Annotated in this window: 19 protein-coding genes; 10 read left to right on the forward strand and 9 right to left on the reverse strand. The window is 71.2% G+C overall.

The annotated features are described in order from the left end of the window. Positions 1-5: 5 nt before the first annotated feature. On the reverse strand, positions 6-452 hold the full coding sequence (locus ACWCPF_RS06570) for a hypothetical protein (RefSeq protein ID WP_451043823.1): 447 nt from the start codon (positions 450-452) through the stop codon (positions 6-8). Positions 453-488: 36 nt separating this feature from the next. After that, entirely contained in the window at positions 489-812 is a 324-nt protein-coding gene (locus tag ACWCPF_RS06575) for a hypothetical protein (RefSeq protein ID WP_451043824.1), read from the reverse strand. Positions 813-908: 96 nt separating this feature from the next. On the opposite strand from ACWCPF_RS06575, the gene ACWCPF_RS06580 reads away from it, so the two are divergent. Together ACWCPF_RS06580 and ACWCPF_RS06585 are read left to right on the forward strand one after the other, a co-directional pair. Next, entirely contained in the window at positions 909-1433 is a 525-nt protein-coding gene (locus tag ACWCPF_RS06580) for a GNAT family N-acetyltransferase (protein ID WP_451043825.1), read from the forward strand. A 137-nt stretch (positions 1434-1570) separates the two neighbouring features. Continuing rightward, positions 1571-1807, forward strand: a complete 237-nt coding sequence (locus tag ACWCPF_RS06585) for a DUF2277 domain-containing protein (RefSeq protein ID WP_451043826.1) — start codon at positions 1571-1573, stop codon at positions 1805-1807. Positions 1808-1872: 65 nt separating this feature from the next. Here ACWCPF_RS06585 and ACWCPF_RS06590 read toward each other — a convergent pair whose 3' ends face one another. The 3 genes from ACWCPF_RS06590 to ACWCPF_RS06600 form a co-directional block, all read right to left on the reverse strand. Beyond that, on the reverse strand, positions 1873-2484 hold the full coding sequence (locus ACWCPF_RS06590) for a DedA family protein (RefSeq protein ID WP_451043827.1): 612 nt from the start codon (positions 2482-2484) through the stop codon (positions 1873-1875). A gap of 265 nt (positions 2485-2749) precedes the next feature. Further along, positions 2750-4435, reverse strand: coding sequence for a DUF7800 domain-containing protein (locus tag ACWCPF_RS06595; RefSeq protein WP_451043874.1), 1686 nt, complete (start codon positions 4433-4435; stop codon positions 2750-2752). 77 nt (positions 4436-4512) lie between these two features. Next, positions 4513-5157 carry an HNH endonuclease family protein gene (locus ACWCPF_RS06600; protein WP_451043828.1) on the reverse strand — a complete coding sequence of 215 codons (645 nt, stop codon included), beginning with the start codon at positions 5155-5157 and terminating at the stop codon, positions 4513-4515. Positions 5158-5580: 423 nt separating this feature from the next. Here ACWCPF_RS06600 and ACWCPF_RS06605 point away from each other — a divergent pair, with 423 nt between their 5' ends. Together ACWCPF_RS06605 and ACWCPF_RS06610 are read left to right on the forward strand one after the other, a co-directional pair. Then, entirely contained in the window at positions 5581-6162 is a 582-nt protein-coding gene (locus ACWCPF_RS06605) for a TMEM165/GDT1 family protein (protein WP_451043829.1), read from the forward strand. A 479-nt stretch (positions 6163-6641) separates the two neighbouring features. Next, a complete protein-coding gene (locus ACWCPF_RS06610) occupies positions 6642-7292 on the forward strand; it encodes an HAD-IA family hydrolase (RefSeq protein WP_451043830.1) in 651 nt (216 codons plus the stop codon). A 65-nt stretch (positions 7293-7357) separates the two neighbouring features. Here the strand turns inward: ACWCPF_RS06610 and ACWCPF_RS06615 are convergent, their stop codons facing one another. After that, the gene (locus ACWCPF_RS06615; RefSeq protein ID WP_451043831.1) at positions 7358-8536 is read right to left on the reverse strand and encodes a peptidoglycan-binding domain-containing protein; all 1179 of its coding nucleotides are present in this window, start codon (positions 8534-8536) and stop codon (positions 7358-7360) included. A 242-nt stretch (positions 8537-8778) separates the two neighbouring features. Here ACWCPF_RS06615 and ACWCPF_RS06620 point away from each other — a divergent pair, with 242 nt between their 5' ends. The 3 genes from ACWCPF_RS06620 (at position 8779) to ACWCPF_RS06630 (ending at position 12308) form a co-directional block, all read left to right on the forward strand. Further along, complete coding sequence (locus tag ACWCPF_RS06620; RefSeq protein WP_451043832.1) at positions 8779-10824, forward strand: DHA2 family efflux MFS transporter permease subunit; 2046 nt, start codon at positions 8779-8781, stop codon at positions 10822-10824. Between the two features lie 312 nt (positions 10825-11136). Next, complete coding sequence (locus tag ACWCPF_RS06625) at positions 11137-11829, forward strand: hypothetical protein (protein ID WP_451043833.1); 693 nt, start codon at positions 11137-11139, stop codon at positions 11827-11829. Positions 11830-11834: 5 nt separating this feature from the next. Continuing rightward, positions 11835-12308, forward strand: a complete 474-nt coding sequence (locus ACWCPF_RS06630; RefSeq protein ID WP_451043834.1) for a hypothetical protein — start codon at positions 11835-11837, stop codon at positions 12306-12308. A gap of 37 nt (positions 12309-12345) precedes the next feature. Here ACWCPF_RS06630 and ACWCPF_RS06635 read toward each other — a convergent pair whose 3' ends face one another. Further along, positions 12346-12798, reverse strand: coding sequence for a DnaJ family domain-containing protein (locus ACWCPF_RS06635; protein WP_451043835.1), 453 nt, complete (start codon positions 12796-12798; stop codon positions 12346-12348). A 117-nt stretch (positions 12799-12915) separates the two neighbouring features. Here ACWCPF_RS06635 and ACWCPF_RS06640 point away from each other — a divergent pair, with 117 nt between their 5' ends. After that, on the forward strand, positions 12916-13308 hold the full coding sequence (locus ACWCPF_RS06640) for a hypothetical protein (protein WP_451043836.1): 393 nt from the start codon (positions 12916-12918) through the stop codon (positions 13306-13308). Positions 13309-13365: 57 nt separating this feature from the next. On the opposite strand, the gene ACWCPF_RS06645 is transcribed toward ACWCPF_RS06640, so the two are convergent. After that, entirely contained in the window at positions 13366-14037 is a 672-nt protein-coding gene (locus ACWCPF_RS06645; RefSeq protein WP_451043837.1) for an O-methyltransferase, read from the reverse strand. 87 nt (positions 14038-14124) lie between these two features. Further along, positions 14125-16005, reverse strand: a complete 1881-nt coding sequence (locus ACWCPF_RS06650) for a DUF2330 domain-containing protein (protein WP_451043838.1) — start codon at positions 16003-16005, stop codon at positions 14125-14127. 277 nt (positions 16006-16282) lie between these two features. On the opposite strand from ACWCPF_RS06650, the gene ACWCPF_RS06655 reads away from it, so the two are divergent. Then, positions 16283-18346: a bifunctional glycosyltransferase 87/phosphatase PAP2 family protein gene (locus ACWCPF_RS06655; protein WP_451043839.1), complete on the forward strand. Its 2064-nt coding sequence runs from the start codon at positions 16283-16285 to the stop codon at positions 18344-18346. Positions 18347-18907: 561 nt separating this feature from the next. Further along, positions 18908-23245, forward strand: a complete 4338-nt coding sequence (locus ACWCPF_RS06660) for an FG-GAP-like repeat-containing protein (RefSeq protein WP_451043840.1) — start codon at positions 18908-18910, stop codon at positions 23243-23245. Positions 23246-23285: the final 40 nt, after the last annotated feature.

Here is a 23285-nt window from a genome sequence, read left to right on the forward strand (position 1 = left end):
GTGCGTCAGCAGGCGTCGTATTTCCAGGCGTCGCCCTCCAGGGTCCACGGCTGCGCCTGCTGGTCGAACTTGGGCAGACCCTGCACCTTGTAGGCGACCTTGGCCTGCGTGCCCGACACCTGCGGTGCGATGTCCGTCGCCGGGTGGTCCTCGCCATAGTCCGCTTTCGCCTGCTTGACGACGCCGGCGTACGCGTCCTTCGTCGTCTCCTCGGCGCAGCGGGCGGAGAGCATGCCGTACGCGGTGTCGGCGTCGGCGGCGAAGTACGCGGCGGTGTAGACGGCGACGGCCGCCTTCAGGTCGTCGCCCTCGTGCTCGGCGGGGACGCTGACGGTCGGCTCGGCCACGGGTGTGCCCGAGTCGCCGACGGCGGCGGAGTCGCCACCTTCCGAGGAGCAGGCGGTGAGTGCAAGGAGTGCTGCGGTGAGTGCGATGGCGGCGCGGATGCGCATGTGTCCCCCCACGGACAGAGCGGTTTGAAGGGGACCCTACTCGTGCGCGTGCTTGAGGTTCATGCGGGCCTCGACCCGGTCCGGGGCCGCGATCTCCGCCCAGTAGCGGTGGCAGGTCACGAAGACCGCGAGTTCGTGCTCGCGCCGGCGGAGCTTCTCCACCTCGGCCTGTTCGTCGGCCGTCCAGCCGGGGGAGGCGGGGCGCTCGGTCTTGCGCCAGCCGGTGTCGTCGCTGAAGCCGTCCAGGGGCTCGACCGACCAGGGGAGGCGCTTCAGCAGGGCCGACAGCTCGGCTCGGACCTGATGCAGCTCCTCCTGACCGGCGCGCAGGTCGCTGGGAAAGTCATAGGTCTTGGCCACACGGCAATGGTACGCCTGTTCGAATTTGGGTGGCGAGCTGCTTTGGTGCGTTCGTGTGAACCGGTCAATGTCAGACCCTCGTTCTACGGTGGGTGCATGGATCTCAACGGTGTGGAGCGAGTGCGGCTGGTGCCCTGGGCGGAGGGTGACTTCTGGTTGCTGGAGCGGGCCAACAGCCCCGAGATGACCGAGCACTTGGGCGGGCCGGAGAGCCAGGAGAAGCTCGCCGACCGGCATCGGCGGTATGTCGAGCCGTTCAACGGGCGCATGTACCGCGTCACGCTGGCGGACGGCGGGGAGACCGTCGGCTCGATCGGCTACTGGGAGCGCGAGTGGCGGGACGGCACGGTGTGGGAGACGGGCTGGGCGATCCTGCCTGAGTTCCAAGGCAGAGCGCTCGCGGCGCGGGCCGCCCGCGCGCTCGTCGACGTCGTACGGGAGATACGGGAGACCGGTGGGCACCCGGCGCTGCACGCCTTCCCCAAGGTGGACCATCCCGCGTCCAACGGGGTCTGCCGCAAGGCCGGGTTCACGCTGCTCGGGCAGGTCGAGCTGGAGTACCCGAAGGGGAACCCGATTCAGTCCAACGACTGGTGTCTCGACCTGCGCACCGGTCCCTGAGCGGCTACCGGCCCGGCACGCCGTGTCGTTCGGCCGCGCGCGCAGCAACGCCCCGCCGCAGGCGGTGCTGACCATGACATGCGGCCGGGGAGCCACAGAGGGAGCCGGAGAGAGAGTCGGAGAGGGAGACTGGGTATATGTGCCGGAGTATCAAGACGCTTCGTCCGCCCGCGTTGCCCGAGGAGGCGACGGAGGACGAGATGCGCGCCGCAGCCCTGCAGTACGTCCGCAAGGTGTCCGGCTTCCGGGCGCCGGCCGAGCACAACCGGGAGGTCTTCGAGAGAGCGGTCGAGGCCATCACCGCGGCCACCGCCGAACTGTTGGACGGCCTGGAGGTACGCGGCTCGGGCCGCAGCGTGACGGCGGGCGCGTAGCGCGCCCCAGGGGCGGCGAACCCCAGAGGCGAGGGCCCCGGCGACGGGGGGCGGGCTCGGGCCCGTTACGCCGGTTGTCTGCGCATGACGTAGCCCGCGCCTGCACCCGCGCCGACCAGGGCGAGTACCGATACGCCCGTGGCCAGCCAGGTCGTGCCGAGCCAGTGGGCGCCGTAGTAGCCGAGGGCGGCGCTGTAGGCCGCCCAGGACAGGCCGGCCAGCGCGGACCAAGGGAGGAATTCGCGGGGGCGGCGGTGGGCCGTGCCGGCGAGGAGGGAGACGACGGAACGACCGGCCGGGGCGAAGCGGGCCAGCACGACCAGCGCGCCGCCGCCGCGGGCCAGGGCGTCGCCGAGACGTTTTTGCGCGGTGGTCAGCCGACGGGAGCTGGCGATCGCGCGGTCCAGGCGCTCACCGCCGCGCCAGGCCAGCCGGTAGGCCACCAGGTCGCCCAGCACGGAGGCGGTCGTCGCGGAGAGGATCAGGACCATGATGTCCGGGACGTCGTGCGGGACCTGGCCGGCCACCGCGCCCGAGCCCGCCGCCGCGGCCGTCGCCGCCGTGATGACGAGCACCCCGCTCGGCAGTACCGGAAGGAACACGTCGAGGAGGACCGACAGGCCCACCACCGCGTAGATCCAGGGGCTGCCGAGCAACGCCCCCACACTCTCGAACACCGCAGACTCCCCGTTGTCTCCCCCGTGGCGGTCCGACCGTGCCGCTGTGTCGCGGGGGAGCGGCAGGTGCGGCCAATGACAGCCATACAGCGTACGCCTGGGGTGTGACAGCAGATTCACGGGGGGCTCGTGTGTTCGGCACAGTCCGTTCACCTTCGGGCGGGCGGCCGTCGGGTCAGGCGTTGACGGTGGCCTGCTGCACGGTCGGGGTACCAGTCCGCGGTCGTCCCGGGGTCGCCCCGCAGGCGGGCCGGCGCCGCCCGGATCACGGAGTGAGGTCGGATTCCTGGACGGTGGACAGGACGCCGTCGTCCCGGGCCTGTTCCAGCCGAAGCCGGGCCGAACGTCCGCGCAGGGTCAGTGTCATGAGCTGGTTGCCGAACCACGGTCCGCCCGTCTTCCGCCACTCGACGGGCGGGCGCGGGCAGCGGCCGTGCCGGGCGAACCGCCGGCCGAGCGCCCGGGCCGCGGCGCTCCAGCCGAAGCGGAAGCCCGCCCTTATCGACAGCGGTATGGCGTTGTGGACGGGGGAGCAGGTGAGTTGCAGCACACGCGCCTCCGGACCGGTCCCGTCGGGCCAGCGGGGCTCGGCCACATACGCGTGGTGCACGTCCCCGGAGAGCACGAGCACGCTCGCCGGGGCCTGCGCCCCGGTGGTCGCCCCGCCGCGCGCCCCGCCGCCCGCCTCGGCGATCAGCGCCGTCAGCGCGGCGAAGGACGTCGGGAAGGCCGCCCAGTGCTCCAGGTCGGCCGCCCGGCGCAGCTTCTCCCCGAACCGGGCCCAGCGCGGTCCGCGCTCGCCCCGGCACAGGGCCGCGTCCCACGCCTCGGCGTCGTGCACCAGTTGTGGCAGCAGCCAGGGCAGCGAGGTGCCGATCAGCAGATGATCGTAGGAGCCGGGACGGTCCAGGGCCTGTGCGCGCAGCCAGGCGTGCTCGCCGGCGTTGAGCATCGAGCGCTCGCCCTCGTCGAGGACCCGCGCGGCGCGGGTGTCGACCATCAGCAGCCGTACCCGTCCGAAGTCGCGCCGGTAGCTCCACCGCACGGACGCCGGGTCCGCGTCGGCCCGGCAGGCGAAGGCGCGCAGCACGTCGGTGCCGTCGGGGGTGTCGCGGACGGCGGCGTAGAGCGGGTCGGCGGTCAGCTCGGCCGGGGTGAGGTTGCCGAGGTGCTGGTGCACCCAGTACGACATCAGGCCGCTCAGGATCCGCTCGCGCCACCAGGGCGTGGCCCGCATGTCGGCCAGCCAGGCGGCGGAGGTGTTCCAGTCGTCGACGACGTCATGGTCGTCGAAGACCATGCAGCTGGGCACGGTGGACAGCAGCCAGCGCACCTCGGGGTCGAGCCAGGACTCGTAGTACAGCCAGGTGTACTCCTCGAAGTCCGCGACCTCGGCGCCCGGCGGATCGGTGAGGCCGCGGCGGGCGGCGATCCGCTCCCGGGTCCGGTCGGAGACCTCGTCGGCGTACACCTGGTCGCCCAACAGCAGCAGGACGTCGGGGCGTTCGGCCGTCGGGTCGGCGGCGAGGCGTGCGGCCAGGCTGTCGAGGGCGTCGGGGCCGACGGGGTCGTGGTCGTCGGCCGGGGGCGCGGCCCAGCGGCAGGAGCCGAAGGTCACGCGGACCTCGCCGTCGCCGGTGCCGGTGCCGTCGCCGTCGGCTTCGCCGTCGGGCGGGGTGCGGATGACCGACGGCGGGAAGGGGGAGTCGGGCAGCGGCCAGACGCGGGCGCCGTCGAGGAGGACCTCGTACGCCGTTGTCGTGCCCGCCGTCAGGCCGCCGACCTGGACCAGGGCGTAGTGATGGCCCGCGACCTGGAAGGTGCGGGCCGTGCCGGCGGCGCCGTCTGCGCAGCGCACCTCGGCGGCGCACGGACGGCTCGCCTCGACCCACACGGTCGCGGACGAGCCGTCGGCGTACCTCAGCAGTGGTCCCAGCCGCAGTTCGGCCACGTGATCGCCCTCCTCCGTCGCCCCGTACGGTACGGAACGACGGAGGTCCACGGGAGGTCCCGGCGACTACGGATCGATCAGCAGCCGGAGAGGTAGCTCGTCAGGGCGCTCTTCTCGGCGGAGTCGACCGAGAGGTCGTAGTAGTACTTCACCTGGACCCAGGCGCGGACGTAGGTGCAGCGGTACGAGGTGACCGACGGCATCCACTCGGCCGGGTCCTGGTCGCTCTTGGACTGGTTCACGTTGTCCGTGACGGCGATGAGCTGCGGACGGGTCAGGTCGTTGGCGAAGGCCTGGCGGGTGGCGCTGCTCCAGGAGTCGGCGCCGGAGTCCCAGGCCTCGGCCAGCGGGACCAGGTGGTCGATGTCGAGGTCGGAGGCGGCGGTCCAGGTGGCGCCGTCGTAGGGGGAGTACCAGGTGCCGCTGGTGGCGGCGCAGGCGGAGCTGGTGACGACGTTCGTGCCGTCCCGCTTCAGGACCGTCTCACGGGTGTTGCAGGTGCCGGAGATGGTGATCCAGTGGTTGAACAGGTCGCGGTCGTAGCCGGTGCGGTCCTCGGTCGCCACGGTGAGCGAGGCGAGGTAGGTGCGGGCGGTGGCGGCGCTGACCGGGGTGGGGAGGGCGGCGGAAGCGGTCGGGGAGATGAACAGCCCGACCGAGGCTATGAGACCGGTGAGGGCGGCGAGTATGCTCAGCCGTCCACGCGCGTAGAACTTCGACATGCGAACTCCAGGGGGGAAGCGGGGTGTTGGAGCGCGAGCGTTGGAATGCTCGCGGTGCCGAGTTGCGGGGAGATGAGCGCTCGGTAAGAAACTAGTGACGCGTTCATGACACGACAAGGTTTATGGCAGAACGATCTCGTACCATGGGGACCGCAGAAGGGGAGTAGCTCTTCGCCGGGACCGTCGACATACTGCTCAGCTCGTCTGAGCCGGCGCCCGGAGGCAGACCCGTCGTACCGGCCGTCGTTCAGACCGTCGTACGACCGTCGTACGGGTCGGCCAGCGAGACCTTCGGCAAGCAGTGCACGCCCGTGCCCCATGGATGGCGCGGGTGACTTGTGCGCTGCCGTGCCGAGGTGTCTTTGTGTGAAGTATGTGAGGTACTGCACTCTCGGTGGGGCGGCCCCGACCGATTGAGGAACCTTGATCAGCATCACCGTCACGGCGCTCGTCTTCGGCGTCGTCTTCCTGGCCGAGCTGCCGGACAAGACCGCCCTCGCCGGCCTCGTCCTCGGCACCCGCTACCGCGCCTCCTACGTCTTCGCGGGTGTCGCCGCCGCCTTCACGCTGCATGTCGTGCTCGCGGTCGCCGCGGGCAGCGTGCTCACGCTGCTGCCGCAGCAGATCGTGCACGCGCTGACGGGCGTTCTGTTCCTGGGCGGCGCCGCGGTGCTGCTGCTGAAGAAGGACGAGGGCGACGAGGCGGTCCGGCGGCCCGAGGACCAGTCGTTCTGGAAGGTCGCGGGCGCGGGCTTCATGCTGATCCTCGTCGCCGAGTTCGGCGATCTCACCCAGATCATGACGGCCAACCTCGCCGCCCGCTACGACGACCCGCTCTCCGTCGGCCTCGGCGCGGTGCTGGCGCTGTGGGCGGTGGCCGGACTCGGCATCGTCGGCGGGAAGGCCCTGATGAAGCGGGTCCCGCTGAAGCTGATCACCCAGATCGCCGCCCTGCTGATGCTGGCGCTGGGCGTGTGGAGCCTGTGGGAGGCGATCGCGGGCTGAGCGTGGGCGTGCGCGTGGGTCCGGGCCCGAGCCCGCGGGTGACTCCGGGCCCGAGCCCGCGGGTGACTCCGGGCCCGAGCCCGCGGGTGGCTCCGGGCCCGAGCTCGTGCGTGAGTTCGGGGCCCGCGAGCGAGCCCGGGTCAGTGCCCGCGAGTGAGCCCGGGGCAGCGCCCGTGCGTGAGCCCGGGCCCGACGCCGCGCGTGAATCCGGGCCCGACGCCGTGCGTGCGTCCGGGCGTGAATCCGGGCCCGAGGCCGCGCGTGCGTCCCGGCCCGCGCGTGAGTCGTTTGCGGGCCCGGGGAGCTGAACGGTGGGTGAACGGATTCCGGAGCTTTTTCGGTGGGGTGGCGTTCGGGCCGGATGATTTTGTACCGTGGGGAAACAAAGTGGCTCCCGCCCGTTTTCCCTGACCGGCGGGCGGGGCCGCCTTGTCCCTTCCTGGCCGTCTTGTCCGCCTCGTTTTCCCTGGAGCTGCCTGATGCCGGTCCTCACCGCCCGCGCCCTCCTGCTCGACATGGACGGCACCCTCGTGAACTCCGACGCCGTCGTCGAGCGGGTCTGGCGGCGCTGGGCCGACGCGCACGGGCTCGACGGGGACGAGGTCATGAAGGTCGTCCACGGCCGGCAGGGCTACGCCTCGATGGCCGTGCTGCTGCCCAGCCGGCCGATGCACCTGAACCTCGCGGACAACGCGCGGATGCTGGCGGAGGAGACCGCCGACCTGGAGGGCGTGGTGCCGGTGCCCGGCGCGCCGGAGTTCCTCGCCTCCCTGCACGGCGTCCCGCACGCGCTGGTCACCTCGGCGGACGTCCCGCTGTCGACGGCCCGGATGGCCGCGGCGGGCCTGGGCCTGCCGGACGTGCGCGTCACCGCGGAGTCCGTGGGCGCGAGCAAGCCGGACCCGGAGGGGTTCCTGAAGGGCGCGGCCGAGCTGGGGATCGTCCCGGCGGAGTGCGTGGTCTTCGAGGACTCCGGGGCGGGCATCGCGGCCGGACGCGCCGCCGGCATGCGGGTCGTGGGCGTGGGCCCGCGGGCGGCGGTGCACGGACCGGACGCGGTGGTGCGCGATCTGCGGCAGGTGCGGGTGGAGGCCGTGGGGGACGGCGGGGTGCGGATCCACGTGGGGTGAGGCGCCGATGCGGCCACCGCCGCCGGTGTTCGTGCCGGTGTCGCTGCCGCCACCCCGTGCGCGTCCTACGGCTCCTTCGTCTCCGACTCCAGCCTCTCCCGGGTCACCGGCCCGTACACGCCCAGTCCGTCCTCCGTCGTGCCGCGCAGCCGCTGGAAGGTGCGCAGGGCGCTCTCGACCTCGGCGCTGAACGTGCCGTCGGCCTCGCCGCTGTAGAGGAGCGCCTCGGTCAGCCGCAGCTGGAGTTCGGTCACCTCGGCGCCCGTGTCGCCGAGCCGCAGCACGACGGCGGGGGTGGTCCCCGGGCTGTTGTCGGGACTGTTGTCGGGCCCTGAGGAGCTGGTGACGCGAGGCGTCGGCGTGGTCTCGATCGCGTCGGCCGAGCGCGATGCCGAGGGCGAGGCGCTCGACTGCGACCGGGAGGGCGACGGCCCCTGGCTCTCGGAGGGCGACGACGAGGCGTCGGAGGCCGACGGAGACGCGGAGCGGCTCGCCGAGGGCGATCCGGACGTCGCGCTCGTGGAGGCGTCGGGCACGGCCGCCCGTACGTCCTTGGGGGCGGCGCTGTCGCGGGTCGGCGTCTCGTAGGAGAACAGCCCGCTCGCGAACGCGGTGGCGGCCAGGACGGCCACGACGGCGGCGGTCGTCGCGATCAGCAGGGCGCGGCGACGGCGCGGGCCGCCCGGTTCCTCGTCGTCGGGGTGCGCGGTGCCGAGGTCGTCCGCCTCGAACAGGCTCAGGTCGCCGGCGCTGGGCGCGGAGCCGGGCGGGGCCAGCGGGGTGGGTAAGGCCGTCGTCGCGTCCGGGGGCGGCGGGCCGGTGGGATCCACGGCGCGCAGCGGCATGGTCACGTCGGCCGGGACGGCCGGGGCGGGCGGGACCAGCGGCGCCGCCGAGCCTGTCGGGGCCGACGGAACCGGCGGGACCGTCGGGATTGGCATGGTCATGTCCGCGGCCGACGAAGCCCCGGCCCAGGTGCCCGTCCGGGCGCCCGCCCCAGTGCCCGGCCTGATGCCCGTCTCGGAGGCTGTCGCGCCGTCCAGTTCCACGTACGGCCGTATCCGCAGCGGATCGAAGTCCTCCGCCGCGGCCGCCTCCGCCGTGCGCGTGTCGCGCAGGGCGTCGGCGGCGCGCTGGGCGCAGGCACAGGACGGGGTGTTGTCGGGCGCGCGCAGTGCCCCGCACTCCGGGCACGGCAGCCCGTACTGCTCGGGTCGCCCTGGTTGCCCCGTCGGATCGATCACTTGTTCGTCCCTCCCCATCCAAACTCCAGAGATTATGCAGATCCTCCACACGGTCGGCCGTGCGCGACCCCCGGAATGTCGGATTCCGCCAGGATCCCGAGGGATTACCCTCGGGCGCCCGGCAGGATCCTGGCGGCCCCGAACCCGGACCGAGTGGACTCAAGAGGCCATAACCGGTCACACCGATCACGATGTAGGGGTCACCGGAGGCACCAGAGCCACCAGAGCCGCAGGAGGCATCCATGGCCTTGGACGCGCACAGCAGGACCGCGGATCCACGTCGGGAACACGTGTCCGGAAACGTTCTCGTCTCGATCGGCGCCCTGCTGCTCGGCATGTTCCTCGCCGCCCTCGACCAGACGATCGTGTCGACCGCCCTGCCGACGATCGTCAGCGACCTCGGTGGTATGGAGCATCTGTCCTGGGTGGTCACCGCCTACCTGCTGGCGTCGACGGCCGCGACCCCGCTCTGGGGCAAACTGGGCGACCAGTACGGCCGCAAGAGGCTGTTCCAGATCGCGATCGTCATCTTCCTGATCGGATCGGCGCTGTGCGGAATGGCGCAAAACATGCCTCAGTTGATCGGCTTCCGGGCGCTCCAGGGCCTGGGCGGCGGCGGGTTGATGGTGCTGTCGATGGCGATCGTCGGCGACATCGTCCCGCCGCGCGACCGCGGCCGCTACCAGGGGCTGTTCGGGGCGGTGTTCGGCGCCACGAGCGTCCTCGGCCCGCTGCTGGGCGGACTGTTCACCGAGGCCCTGAGCTGGCGCTGGGTCTTCTACGTCAACCTGCCCATCGGCGTGGTGGCGCTCGCCGTCATCGCGACGGTGCTGCGCATCCCGCGCAAGTCGACCAAGCACGTCATCGACTACCTCGGCACCTTCCTCATCGCCTCGGTCGCCACCTCGCTGGTGCTGGTGGCGTCCCTCGGCGGCACCACCTGGGACTGGGGCTCGCCGCAGATCGTCGGACTGGCGGTGCTCGGGGTGCTGCTGGTCGTCGCGTTCGTGGCCGCGGAGCGCCGGGCGGCCGAACCGGTCCTCCCGCTCAAGCTGTTCCGCATCCGCACCTTCACCCTCTCCGCCGTGATCAGCTTCATCGTCGGCTTCGCGATGTTCGGCGCGATGACGTATCTGCCGACCTTCCTCCAGGTGGTGCACGGCGTCTCGCCGACCATGTCCGGCGTGCACATGCTGCCGATGGTGGCGGGCATGCTGCTGTCGTCCACCGGCTCCGGGCAGCTCGTCAGCCGCACCGGCCGCTGGAAGGTGTTCCCGGTCACGGGCACCGCCGTCACCGCCCTCGGTCTGCTGCTGCTCCACCAGCTCGACGAACACAGCTCCACGGGCGAGATGAGCACCTACTTCTTCGTCTTCGGCCTGGGCCTCGGTCTGGTCATGCAGGTGCTGGTGCTGATCGTGCAGAACGCCGTCGGCTACGAGGATCTCGGCGTCGCCACCTCCGGCGCGACCTTTTTCCGCTCCATCGGGGCCTCCTTCGGCGTCGCCATCTTCGGGACGGTCTTCGCCGGCCGCCTCGGCGAGAAGCTCACGGACGCCTTCCGGGGCGTCAGTCCGCCGTCCGGGGTCTCGGCCGGGAGCCTGGAGTCCGACCCGCGGGGCATCGCCGAGCTGCCGTCCGACCTGCGCCCGCGCGTCCTGGACGCGTACGCCTCCGCCATCACCGACGTCTTCCTGTACGCCGCGCCCGTCGCGCTCCTCGGCTTCGTCCTGGCCTGGTTCCTCAAGGAGGACCCGCTGCGCGGCTCGGTCACCGCCCCCGACGTGACCGAGACCCTGGCCAGCAACCCGGTGGAACGGTCCTCCTACGACGAGGTGTGCCGGGCGCTGTCGGTCCTCGGCACCCGCGAGGGCCGCCGCGAGATCTACCAGGAGATCACCGCACGGGCCGGCTACGACCTCCACCCGGCCGCGAGCTGGCTGCTGCTGCGGATGAAGCGGTACGGCAGCGTCGAGCCGTCGGTGCTGGCCGAGCGCAGCACCGTCCCGCTGTCGGTGATCATGGACGCCGCCCGGCAGGTCGAGGAACGCGGGCTCGCCGTGCGCGAGGGGCTCGACATGGTGCTGACCGACGCGGGCCGCGCGGTCGCGGAACGGCTCGCCGAGACCCGTGAGCAGTCACTGGCCGAGCTGCTCGGCGACTGGTGGGGCCCCGACCGGCCCACCGACCTGGTCCAGCTGGTCCGGGAACTGAACAGCGAGCTGTGCGGCTCGGACCGCGAACAGCCGCACGGCGGCCGGGTCGTACAGGACCACCGACTCCCCTGAGGTTCTGGCCGAGCGGCCCGACGCACCAGTGGTCGGCGTACGGGTCCGCGCCCCTGCCACGCAGCCCCGCTGGGACGAACAGGCCCCTCGGCCCGGCGCGGAGCGCTCCGCTGGTGCCGCGATGTGCTGCGAGGTGCCGCGCTGTGCCGTCGTTTCGCTGCGGCGCCGTTGTGGCTGGTCGCGCAGTTCCCCGCGCCCCTTCAAGGCGCCCGACCCGTTTGGGCCGGGCCGGTGCGTGCTGTTTGGCAGGCGGCTTCCGGGCAACACGACTTGGGAACCGGCCCGTGGGGCCGACCCACCGGAAGGCAAGGCATGTCCACAGGCGTGATCATCGCTCTGATCGTGATGGCGATCGTGATCGTGGCGGTCACGGTCGTCGTCGCGAAAGTGCCCGTCCTGCGCGCCCGCGGCGGCGCGCACGGCCGACGCGGCCTGAAGCACCGCTTCGGGCCCGAGTACGACCGGGCCGTGGCCCGGCACGACGGGGACGTCGACGCCGCCGAGAGAGAACTCGACGCCCTCGTGCAACGGCACGGCGCGCTGCGCGAGCAGCCGTTGGAGCCGGCGGAGCGCGAGCGGTACCAGGCCCGCTGGCGGGCCGCGCAGGAGAAGTTCGTCGACTCGCCCCGGGAGGCGGTCGCCGACGCGGACCACCTGCTCGCGGAGCTGGCCGGCGCCCGCGGCTTCCCGGACGGCGGCGAGCACGAGGAGCAGCTCGCCGCGCTCTCCGTCCACCACGCGCACCATGTCCACGGCTACCGACGCGTCCACGGCGCCGTCCACGAGGCCGGCACGGGCGACGGCCGGGCGCCGGGCACGGAGGACATGCGGACGGCCATGGTCGAGGCCCGCGCACTCTTCGACGACCTGGTCGGCTCCGCGCCCCAGCAGTCCCAGCCCCCGTCCCAGTCCCCGCCCCGGGCGCAGGTCCAGGCCCGTGGTTCCTCCCGGTTCGGCCGCCGCCTGCCGTGGAGCTTCCCCCGTCACCAGGCGAAGGAGAGCTGACCGCCATGCCCGACGTCACACCGCGCACGAGCCCGAACACCGACACGAGCACCGACACGAGCACCGGCGCGCGTACGAGCGCGAACACGGGCACGAGCCCGGACCACGGCCGGAAGGACCGGCCGCCGGCGCCCCCGGAGCCCCGCAAGGACACGAGGACGGTCCCCGCCGAACGCGGGGGGCCGCTCCTGCCGGACGACGAAGGCAAGCGGATCGCCTTACGCATGCGGCACGCGGTCGTCGGGTTCGTCGACGGGCCCCGGGACGCCGTCGCGGAGGCCGATCAGGCCCTGGAGGAACTGGCCGCCCGCCTCACCGAGGCCATGGACCGACGCCGCCGCACCCTGCGCCGGTCCTGGCAGCCGACGGACGGCGCCGAGGACCGGTCGGCGACGACCGCGCCGGCCGTCGACACCGAGCAACTCCGGCTGGCCCTACGCGACTACCGCGAATTGACCGAGCGGCTGCTACGCCTCTGACTGCACCTCTGACTGCACCTCTGAACTGCACCTCTGACTACATGTCCGTCCGTCCGTCCGACTGCCCGGCCGTCGTCCCGTGCTCCCGTCGCTCCTGGCGCTCCCGCCACTCCCGTACGACCTCCTCGACGTCGTACGGCTTCATGCCCAGCGGGGGCCCGGGCGGCGGCTTGAACATCATGTCGCGGAGCTTGACGTTGACGTCTGTGATGATCTTCCGGACGATGCGCTCCGAAGGCGCCTCGTAGGCTGCCGCGAGCGCGTCCTCCGCCTCCTTGCGCAGGGCGAGCGTCGGCGGCAGCACGGAAAGGCCCTCACGGGCCATTTTGCGCTTGATCCACCAGAGTTCGTCATACGAGGTGTCCGTGATCTCCGGCAACGGCTGCCCCACGCCCGGAAGTTGGGCGAACTCGCCGCGCTGCTCCGCGTCACGGATCTGCTTGTCGACCCAGGACTCGAAAGGGACACCGGGTGGCTTTCGCTCGGTCATGCGTCCATTGTGCCGGACGCGATGAGCCCAGGCGATTTATCATGCGGCCGCTGTACAAGCACACTTAGGACCCAGGACGCCGACAGTCATGTCAATGAAACCTCAAGGGGAGCGCACGTGCTCGAACTGACCATGGCCACCGTCTCCGGCACGGAAGAGGGCGCCACGGCCGGCATGCTGATGGCCGACTCGCCCAGCGATCCGGGCGCCGTGCTGCGGGTGGGCCGGGACAAGTCCGTGTGTCGCCTCGCGACCCCCGACGACTGGCTGTTCGTCTCCCGGGTGCACCTGGAGTTCCTGTGCGGCCCCGACGGCACCTGGCAGGTCTCGTGGCTGCGCGGCTCGCAGGACGAGCCGTCCTCCGAGGTGCGGCTGGTGAGCGGGCAGTACGCGCAGCCGCTCGCGTACGGCGGGAGCATGCCGCTGGCGCGCGGCGGCTCCGGCGAGATCATCGTCGTCGACCGCACCGGGCCGCGCAGCGTCAACGTGGGTTTCTACCACGAGGCCTGAAACCCACGGTCGGGGGCCTGACGGCCCCGAGGCCTGGAACCGTGTGGGTGGGCGGGGCTACGCGAGGACGCGCGCCAGTGCGAAACCGTCGTAGCCTTTCGTCCCCACCGTCTGGATCGCCGTGCCGCTGAGCCTCGGGTGCGAGCCGATCAGGTCGATCGCGGCGCGGGTGCCGAGCACGTCCCCCCGGTCGTTGTCCGCGTCGACGACCCGGCCGCCCCGTACGACGTTGTCGACGACGATCAGACTGCCCGCGCTCGTGAGCTTCAGCGCCCACTCCAGATAGTGGGCGTTGTTCGCCTTGTCGGCGTCGATGAAGACCAGGTCGAACGGGGGCGGGTTCTCGTCGGCCAGCAGCGGCAGCGACTCCAGGGCCGCGCCGACCCGCACCTCGACCAGCTTGTCCAGACCCGCGCGGGCGATGTTGCGGACGGCGACCTCCGCGTGCCGGGGGTCGTACTCCAGCGAGATCACCCGGCCGTCGGCGGGAAGGGCGCGGGCCAGCCAGATCGTGCTGTAGCCGCCGAGCGTGCCGATCTCCAGGATCGCGCGGGCGCCCTGGATCTCGGCGAGCAGCTGAAGCAGCTTGCCCTGGTTCGCCGAGACGCTGATCGGCGGCAGCCCGGCGGCCTCGCTCTCGCGCAGCGCGGCCTCCGTCGCCTCGTCGTCCGGGGCGAGGTGCTCGGTGAAGTAGGCGTCGACGGCGTCCCAGACCTGCGACTCGCTCATGCGCTGTGCCTCTCGTGTACCTGACATGTCGGGCGGCATGTCTAGTTAGGAATGCTAACTACTCAGGCCTGCCTTCGGCAGCGGATTTCAGCCGTTCGGCGCAGGGGGCGCGAAACGCGAGCGAGGGGGCGTGCGGGACCCGGGGGGAGGGGAGGCAGGGGCGGGAGTGTCGGGGGCGACGGGAGTAACGGGAGTGGCAGGAGCGTCGGGTGCGCGAAGTCCCGGGGACGGCGGTGGCGCGGACGGCATCGGAGGCACGGAGCGAGACGCGGCGCGAGCTGCGGCGCGAGACGTGAAGCGAGATATAGGGGGACGCAGGAAGGCCGGCACGGAGGGCGGCGCGGAGGGCATGGGAGGAGGACCGGAGGCCGCGGGAGGCCCGGGAGTCTCGGGAGGACCGGAGGCCGCGGGAGGCCCGGGAGGCCGGGGAGGACCGGAGGCCGCGGGAGGCCGGGGAGGACCGGAGGCCGCGGGAGGCCGGGGAGGACCGGAGGCCGCGGGAGGCCGGGGAGGACCGGAGGCCGCGGGAGGCGTGGGAGCCTCGGGAGGCCGGGACGGCGGCCCGGGAGGCGTCGGCGGCGCGGCGAACCTGGGGGGCGCAGTCGGCCTGGCTGCCGTCGCGTTCGGAGCCGCCCTCGGAGCCGGAGCCGCCCTCGGAGCCGGAGCCGGAGCCGGAGCCGGAGCTGGAGTCGGACTCGTACTCGGAGCCCGAGCTGGAGTCGGAGGCGTGGTCGGGGGCGGCTGGGTCGGCGCTGACGTCGGCATCGGGGGCGCGCCCGGAACCGGGTGTGCGGCCGTCGGCTGGCCTCCCACCGCATGTCGAGGTCCCGGCAGGTCCGCCCGGCGGGACCGTCCCCAGCGCACCCCCAGGACGACCGCGGCCGCGTTCAGAACGGCCAGTCCGCCGACGACCGTCAGCAGCCACACCGGGATCCCGGCCAGCGCGAGCAGCCGGTCCTCGTAGATGACCTGCCGGAACGCCGTGTCCGTCGTGGCCCGGCGCAGCTCATGGTCCCCGGAGATCTCCGCCGGACGCGGGAACTCCTGGGCGACGGCCGTCAGGAACGGAGTGCCCTTCGCCAGCTCGGCCAGCGGCCCCGTCGTCTCGCCGAGCCGTCCGGCGAAGGTCACCCGGGGCCGCTCGCCGCCGATCCGGGAGGCCGGTTCCATCCGGTGGGCGGCGAGGACGTACAGGCCCAGCGACTGCGGGGTGGCCGCCAGCCGGGACAGCCGCATCGGGTAGACGAGGGTGTCGGCGGCGAAGGTGAGGTGCAGCGGGTCGAGCCGGCCGCTGAGCGGGGCGCCGGTGGTCTCGGGGGTCAGCCGGACCGCCACGTACTCCCAGCGCCGGTCGACGTACGGCTGGAGGGCGCTCTCCAGGGCGGCGGGGAAGGCGAAGTCGTTGCTGCGCAGCCAGTCGTCCAGGCCGGCCGGGTCGGTGGCGGTGAGCTGTGCCACGTCGAACGGGCCGAGCCGCTGGCGTCCGACCACGCCGACGCCGCCGGTCCCGGCCCCGGGCGGTGGCGGGCCCAGCCGGTCGTCGCCGGTGGTCAGCGGCCAGTCGCCGTCCTGCGGCCAGAAGTGGTGGCGGGTGCGCTGCTCGGGCGCCGTGGCCCTGGCCAGCTGGTCGAAGAGCTCCGGGTCGCCGAGCTCGACCGTCGCGCGGTTCGGCACGGGCATGATCCAGGCGGCCCGCTCGGCGTCGCCGTCGACGGTCAGGCTCATCACGAGCTGTTCCTGCTTGCCGTCCCAGCGCACGACGGACGCCTCCCGGCCGACCGCCAGCTGCTGTCCGTCGCCGGGGACGAGCGCGCCGCAGCCGCAGGCGTAGGCCGGTGCGACGAGCGAACCGAGCTGGATCGCCAGCAGCGCCAGGAGGACGGTGACGACCCGTCCGCGCAAGCGCTCGCCCCGCGCCCACAGCCTCCGTCGCCGTTGCCGTTGCCGTTGCCGCAGGAAACCGACCATGCTCCGTATCCCCTCCGTCACCCTCCACTGTGTATGTGGTGCGAAGGACGGTACGACGGAAGAGCCGATTCTGTTCGCGCTGTGATCCAAATCCCGCCCCCGCGGAGGCGACCCCGTCTCCGGACGACTATCGTCTTCCGGACAAAAGGAGGGCGGACGTCAGGTGAAATGGGGATGGCCTGCGTCTCTCTCCGGGGAGGCGCGAGCCTCGTAAAGTGCGCGGAGGGAATTTGCGCATGGAACGCGTGGCACGAACGGGGCGGGAGGCCTACGAGGCGTGGCGAATGCGGAGCACAGCGGGCGGCCGGCGGAGGCCTTCGGGTCGACGGCGGTCGACACGGTGGTCGACACGGCGCGGGCACGGCTTCTCGCGGCCCGCCTCGGCCTCTGGCTGGTGGCGGCGATCCTCGCCGTGCGCCAGGTGGCCGTCGTCCTCTCCACCCCGCGCGGTGAGCGGCTGACGGACCTCGAGACCTGGGTCGGACCGGACGGCGTGCTGCACGTCAACGGTTCGCTCTACGACTCGACCCAGTTCACGGGTACCCCGTTCGGCGGACTCGTCCTCAAGCCCCTGACCCGGGCGGCCGAACAGGCGCTCGGCTGGGGCTGGACGTTCGGGACCCTGCTGCTGGTCGCCGCCCTCGGCCTGGTCGTGGCGCGCGCCCTGCCGCAGCCGATCAGCAGACGCACCGCACTGCTGGCCGCGCCCGTCGCGACCAGCCTGCTGATGCTGTCGCTCCCGGTGCGCAACACGCTCTGGCTCGGCCAGACCAGCATCATCCCCGTCCTGCTCGTCCTGCTGGGCTGTTTCGTCGTACGGGACGGGCGGGCGGCCGGCGTCCTGATCGGCGTGGCGGCCGCGCTCCAGCCCACGGTCCTGCTGTTCGCCGCGCTGCTCTGGTTCACCGGTCGCCGCCGGGTCGCCGCCGCCACCGGCGGCACGTTCGCCGGGCTCACGCTGCTCGCGTGGGCGGCGATGCCGCACGACTCGTACATCTACTGGGTGCACCACATGGCGGGCGCCGGGCTCGGCGGCGAGGCGGACGGGCCGGCCAACCAGTCCCTGCACGGCGCCCTGCTGCGCCTCGGCGTCTCCGGTCCGCTGGAGATCGGCCTGTTCCTGTCGCTGGGCGCGGGCGTCGCCGTCCTCGGGATCCGCCGGGCGGTCCGCTACGCCCGCGACGGTCAGCTGCTGCTGGCGGTCGCGGTGACCGGCTGCGCGGCGATCGTCGTCTCGCCGACGACCTGGCAGCACCAGCTCCTGTGGGTGCTGCTGGCGGTGGTCGGCCGGGTCGGCAAGCGCGCGTCCGACCGGCCCGTGTGGCCGGTGGCGGTCGTCCTGGTGACGACCCTCCCGGCGAAGATGATGCTGCCGAACATGGCGGCCCTCTACCCGCTGCGCGACAACGCGGTCCTGCTGGCCGCGATCGCCGCGGCCACGGTCGTCCCGTTCCTGGCGCGGACGTCCCCCTACTACCGGGCGCCGATACCGACGGAATACGCGCAGCCGGTCCCGACGCGCTGGAAGCGCGTGCCCCTCCTCCCGTTCCTGAAGCGAGTCCTGACCCGCCCGAACCTCCTCCTGGAACTCCTGCTGATCCGTGTCACGTACGCGGCGTACCAGCAGGTCAGGCTGGCGGCGACCGGCGGCTCGAACTCGGCGGGGCGGGTGCGTGCGGAGGCCCACGGCCAGCAGATCCTCGACATCGAGCGCTTCCTCCACATCGACATCGAGCACGCGGTCAACCACTGGGTGGTCGGCGTCGACTGGTTGCGTGACTTCTTCGATTTCTACTACGCGTCCTTCCACTTCGTGGTCCCGCTGACGGTCCTGGGCGTCCTGTACTGGCGCCGCCCGGTCGACTACCGCTGGGCCCGCGCGTCCCTCGGCTTCGCGACCCTCCTCGCCCTGGTCGGCTTCTGGCTCTACCCTCTGGCCCCGCCGCGTCTGATGCCGTCCCTCGGCATTATTGACACGGTCCACGGCGTCCAGGACTTCACCAAGCCGGACTACGGCACCCTGACGGCCCTCACCAACCAGTACGCGGCGATGCCGTCCCTGCACTTCGGCTGGTCCCTGTGGTGCGGCCTGGTCATCGCGATCGTCGCCCCGAAGTGGTGGCTGAAGGCGCTCGGCCTCCTCCACCCCTTCTTCACGGTCTCGGCCATCGTCGCCACCGGCAACCACTGGATCCTGGACGCGGCCGGCGGCGCGGCAGTGGTGGCGGGCGGCTTCGGCTTGTCTTACCTGTTCATGGGTCCGAGGGCACGGGGGGTGGCGACGACGGCGGAACGGCCCGTGCGGCCGCCGGTACCGGAGAAGAACCCTGCACCGAGCTGATCGCCCGAGCCGCTCACCGGAACCGCTTACTGAACCGCTTACTTCGCACGCCCCGCGCCGACAGCAGATTGCGGCCGGGGCGTGCTGCGTGTCGGCGGAGCCTCCGTCCTCGTTCCCGAACTCCCGGGCGAGTTGAACGGAACGATTTCAGTCAGAGTGCGGACGGTACAAAATACCGGAACCCGCCCGACCGTTCGACGTCGGCCAACCCGTCGACCTGCCCTGAGGTATCCAACTCCCCATATCCCCAGGCCGCTTGCGTGGCCCCTGAAACGGACTGGCATGCGCAGACCGCGGGCGCGGCAGACGTCGAATTCAAGCTATTCATGGCCGGGGATGTTTGGCGGATGCACGGCATTGAGCGAGTTGTGCGCGCCGATAATTCCTTGACGCAGGGTGAGAGAGGGGTTTGAATTCGCTTACTTTTTGAAGATCATGTGACTCTGGGGGCGGGGTTCTGTGCGATTTGCGCGGGGTGGGGCAGACGCGGTCGGGCGGCGTAGACGCGGCAGACGTAGGGCAACGGGAGCGACGACTGCCGCTCTGGCCGTGCTGCTGGGAATGCTGACGCTGCCTGGACACCAGGCCATCGCCTCTCCGACGGAGGCGGATCCGGTGTCCCTGGCCTCGGCCGACCCTGTTGCCGACGGGTCGATGAGCGAGGAGGACAAGGCCCTCCAGGATGCCCGGACCTCCGGCCAACCCGTGGAACTGATATCCGCGCGCACGGAGGCCAGCGATACCTGGGCCTTGCCGGACGGGTCGTTCTCGGTGAAGCGGCACGGCACCGTGGTGCGCCTGTGGCGTGCCGGCGCTTGGGTGGCTGCCGACCCGACCCTCGCTCTCGCGGCTGACGGGTCTGTCGTACCGAAGGCGACGTCGGTCTCGGTGAAGTTCTCCGGCGGCGGCACGGGGCCGATGCTGACCGGCGTCAAAGACGGCCGCACCCTTTCCCTGACCTGGCCCAAGCCGCTGCCCGCGCCGACACTCGACGCCAACGTGGCCACGTACGCCGAGGTTTTGCCCGGAGTCGACCTCCAGCTGAAGGCGGAGGTGGAAGGCTTCTCCCAACTCCTCGTGGTCAAGACCGCCGAAGCCGCCGACAACACGGAGCTGGCCGCGCTGCGGTTCACGATGAGCACCGTCGGGCTGAACGTGGCGGAGGACGCCGACACAGGCATGCTCGCGGCCACGGATCAGGCGGGACAGACCGTCTTCACGAGCCCCGCCCCTTCGATGTGGGACTCCACTGCCCCGGCCGCTTCCGCACTGCGAACCATGGCCGCCACCGCTGATGCCGCGGCTGCCGCCACCGACGACGAAGCCCTCGTATCCGGGGACGTCTTCGAGCCGGGGGCCGGCTCGCAGGAAGCGCAGATGCAGACCGAGGTCACCGGCGACGCGCTGACGATCACCCCGGACCAGGAACTCCTGACCGGCGCGGAGACGACCTACCCGGTGTACATCGACCCCAGTTGGGCGTGGGGGGAGTGGCAGCACTGGACCCGCGTGTACGAGGCCTACCCGGAGAACTCCTACTGGGACGCCAAGGGGGACGTGCGCGTCGGCTACGAGGCCGAGACCGGTGGCCAGAACCGGATCTCCCGGTCCTTCTTCCAGCTCGACACCGGCGACGTGGCCGGCGCACAGGTCAAGAGCGCCACCTTCCGTATCCGCAACACCTGGTCCTGGTCGTGCCAACCCCGTCCGGTGCGGCTGTTCGAGGTCGGCGACATCTCCAAGAAGACCACCTGGAACAACCAGCCCGCCCCGATCGGCTCCGCGCTGGCCACGGTGAACGACTCCAAGGGGTGGAGCAAGGACTGCGCCGCCGGCAACCTCGAGTTCGACGCGACCAGCGCGGTCGCCAGAGCGGCCTCGAACAGCGAGCCGAGCGTGACCCTCGGGCTCTTCGCGAGCAACGAGGCGGACACCTTCGGCTGGAAGCGGTTCGACCCGAAGACCGCCACCCTCGAGATCAAGTACAACAACCCGCCCAAGACCCCTACCGGTCTGGGCACCAACCCGCGCACCAGCTGCACCGCGGGCGGCACCGTGGGCAACACCGCCGTCAGCGTTCACGCGAAGATCGACGATCCGGACGGCGGCAACCTCACCGCCCAGTTCCAGGTGTTCAAGACCGGCACAACGGCCGCGGTCGTGGACACGTCCGTGCCCGCGCTCAAGGGCCAGGTCACCACGCTGATGCTGCCCGCCGCCAGTACGCCCACGGGCGACTACACCTGGAAGGTGCGCGCCAAGGATCCGGACGGGGCCTACTCCGGCTGGAGCGCCACCTGCAAGTTCACCCTCGACCGCACCCGCCCGAGCAAACCACCCGTCATCACCTCGCAGGGCAACACGTACCCCAACGGAGACCAAGGCTGGCCCGCGCAGACCGGCCCGGCCCGGTCCGAGGGCACGTTCCTCCTGGCCCCCAACGGCGTCACCGACGTCGTCTCCTACCACTGGTGGACCGACAGTGATCCCGAGGTGCACGACACCTCCGCGAGCGCGGCTGAAGTGCTGGTCACACCGCCGTCCTACGGGCCGCACATGATCTACGCCTACAGCGTCGACGCGGCGGGCAACCGATCCGACACGGCCACCTACCTGTACTACGCCACCCGCTCCCAGGAGAGGGACGAGCCCGGCGACCTCAACGGCGACGGCTTCAACGACATCTGGAACACGGACACCAACGGCTCTTTGCTCACGTACGCGGGCCAGGGCAACGGCCAGTTCTCCTCCGCCACGAACGGCGGCGGAGCGTTCCCGACGCAGCAGGTCGCGTTCAGCGGCGACTGGGGCAACGACGGATACAACGACCTCGCCTCCCTGGAGAACGATGGTGGTGGGGGCAAGAGCGAACTACGCGTCTACGCCAACAACGGCACAGGGGTCATCGACCGTGACTCCGGGCTGGTGCTGAATGTCAGATGCCCTGTCGCGACGACCAGTGGTAGGTGCAAGGGCGAGCCGGACTGGACCGGCGACGACCATTGGTTCAACGCTAAGCAGATCGCCACAGGCGGTGACCTCAACGGTGATTCGCACACAGACATTCTGGTCAAGCAAGACAAGTATCTGTGGGTCTATTTCGGCAGCAGCACCACTTGGCTGGACCGGGTCCGCCCCCACCCGGTGCGCGCCGGCGGAGCCGACTGGGACAAGTTCACCGTCGTCGTCCCTGGTGACCTGAACGGCGACACCATCCCCGACCTGCTCCTGCGCGACAATGCCACAGGGGACCTCTACCGTTCCTACGGCAAGGCCGACCTCAACGGCGTCCTGGATGCCGCGGCGTGGGGCAACGCCACCAGCCGTACAAGGGTCGCCACCGGGATCCTGCCTCAGAGCGTCTACCCCGTCATCGGCTCCTCCGGCGACCTCGGCAGTGACGGTATCCCCGACCTCTGGGGCCGCAAGAACGACAACACCCTTATCGGTTGGGCCGGGCGCAAGACCGGCAGCGACTTCACCGGCATCGGCACCGGCTTCCTCATCGACGGAGCCAGCGGCGGCCAACGGATCACGGCAGGCACTACCCTCGCCAGCGGCCAGACCCTCTCGTCGAACTCGGCCAAACTCACCATGCAGGCGGACGGCAACCTGGTCATTACCTCCAACGCCAACAAGGTCGTCTGGTCCAGCGGCACCGCCGGCAACAACGGAGCGACCGCACGCGTGCTCGCGAACGGCTACCCGGCGGTCTACTCCGCTGACGGCAGTACCGTGCTCTGGCGCCCCGACGCCGCGTCCGGCACCACCGGCGAGGGATACGCGCTCCTCCAGGACCACGGGAGTCTCGTCGTCTACAACGCCAAGGGCCAGTCGCAGTGGACGAGCAACAGTTCTGTGCGAGGCGACGTCGACGGTGACGGCTACGGCGACGTGCTCACCTGGCGTGAGTACGCCGACGGTAGCGACAAGATCCACACCCTCTCGGGCACGTCCGACGGCTCCATCAAGGCGCCGCACGACGCGTTCACCTTCAGCGGCTGGACCGAGAACAGCCTCAAGAAGGTGTCGGGTGACTTCAACGGTGACGGACGCACGGATGTCGCCGCCATGTACTACTACCCGGACAGGTCCACCAAGATGTGGACGCTGCTCGCCCAGTCCGACGGCACCTTCCGCTCCCCGATCGTGTCCTGGGGAGCCAAGCCGGGTAAGTGGGGCTTCGCCAACGCCACGCTTCAGGCCGGCGACTTCAACGGTGACGGCCGCGACGACATCGCAGCCTGGTACGCCTCGCCTGACGGCAGCGACACCCTCTACACCTTTACAGCCAATGTGCAGGGCGGCTTCAACAGTCCTTTCCCCAGCTGGAGCGGTGCATGGAACCGCAGCATCATGAAGCTGACGACCGGCGACTTCAACGGCGACGGACGGGATGACATCGCCGCCCTCGCAGACGCACCGGACACCGCAGTGAGGTTCTGGCAATTTCAGGGCGAGCCCAATGGCGGCTTCAAGACGCCTGTCCAGGCTTTCTACAACGCGAATTGGGGCGACTGGTCCCGTACGGGCTTCTACGCGGGCGACTTCAACGGTGACGGACTCGATGACGTAGCCACTTGGTACGACTATCCCGACGCCAGCGACAAGATCCACACATACGTGAGTATCTCGACGGGCAACAGCACCTTCTCCGCCCCCAAGGAAGCCTTCAGCGCAGACTCGGGAAAGCTGAACTACCAGAAGATGAAGATCACTTCTGGTGACTACAGCGGCGACGGGCGCGACGACCTGGGCGCGATGCACGACATGGGCGACGGCACAGTGAAGATGCTCACGTACATGGGCCGAGCCGACAGCACCATGGCAGGGCTTGCCAGTTGGGTCGGCACTTGGGACTTCGTCAACACCTCTCTCATCATGCGTAACACCCCCTGAGTGGGTCTGAGGGCTGGAAGCGGTGGTTCTCTCATCGCTT

This window comes from Streptomyces sp. NPDC001858, from assembly GCF_053594615.1.

What these genes read in the sequence shown, in the direction of transcription:
- ACWCPF_RS06570 (WP_451043823.1), bottom strand. Translation starts at nt 452, where the DNA reads ATGCGCATCCGCGCCGCCATCGCACTCACCGCAGCACTCCTTGCACTC.
- ACWCPF_RS06580 (WP_451043825.1), top strand. Translation starts at nt 909, where the DNA reads ATGGATCTCAACGGTGTGGAGCGAGTGCGGCTGGTGCCCTGGGCGGAG.
- ACWCPF_RS06585 (WP_451043826.1), top strand. Translation starts at nt 1,571, where the DNA reads ATGTGCCGGAGTATCAAGACGCTTCGTCCGCCCGCGTTGCCCGAGGAG.
- ACWCPF_RS06600 (WP_451043828.1), bottom strand. Translation starts at nt 5,157, where the DNA reads ATGTCGAAGTTCTACGCGCGTGGACGGCTGAGCATACTCGCCGCCCTC.
- ACWCPF_RS06610 (WP_451043830.1), top strand. Translation starts at nt 6,642, where the DNA reads ATGCCGGTCCTCACCGCCCGCGCCCTCCTGCTCGACATGGACGGCACC.
- ACWCPF_RS06620 (WP_451043832.1), top strand. Translation starts at nt 8,779, where the DNA reads ATGGCCTTGGACGCGCACAGCAGGACCGCGGATCCACGTCGGGAACAC.
- ACWCPF_RS06625 (WP_451043833.1), top strand. Translation starts at nt 11,137, where the DNA reads ATGTCCACAGGCGTGATCATCGCTCTGATCGTGATGGCGATCGTGATC.
- ACWCPF_RS06630 (WP_451043834.1), top strand. Translation starts at nt 11,835, where the DNA reads ATGCCCGACGTCACACCGCGCACGAGCCCGAACACCGACACGAGCACC.
- ACWCPF_RS06635 (WP_451043835.1), bottom strand. Translation starts at nt 12,798, where the DNA reads ATGACCGAGCGAAAGCCACCCGGTGTCCCTTTCGAGTCCTGGGTCGAC.
- ACWCPF_RS06645 (WP_451043837.1), bottom strand. Translation starts at nt 14,037, where the DNA reads ATGAGCGAGTCGCAGGTCTGGGACGCCGTCGACGCCTACTTCACCGAG.
- ACWCPF_RS06650 (WP_451043838.1), bottom strand. Translation starts at nt 16,005, where the DNA reads ATGGTCGGTTTCCTGCGGCAACGGCAACGGCAACGGCGACGGAGGCTG.
- ACWCPF_RS06660 (WP_451043840.1), top strand. Translation starts at nt 18,908, where the DNA reads ATGCTGACGCTGCCTGGACACCAGGCCATCGCCTCTCCGACGGAGGCG.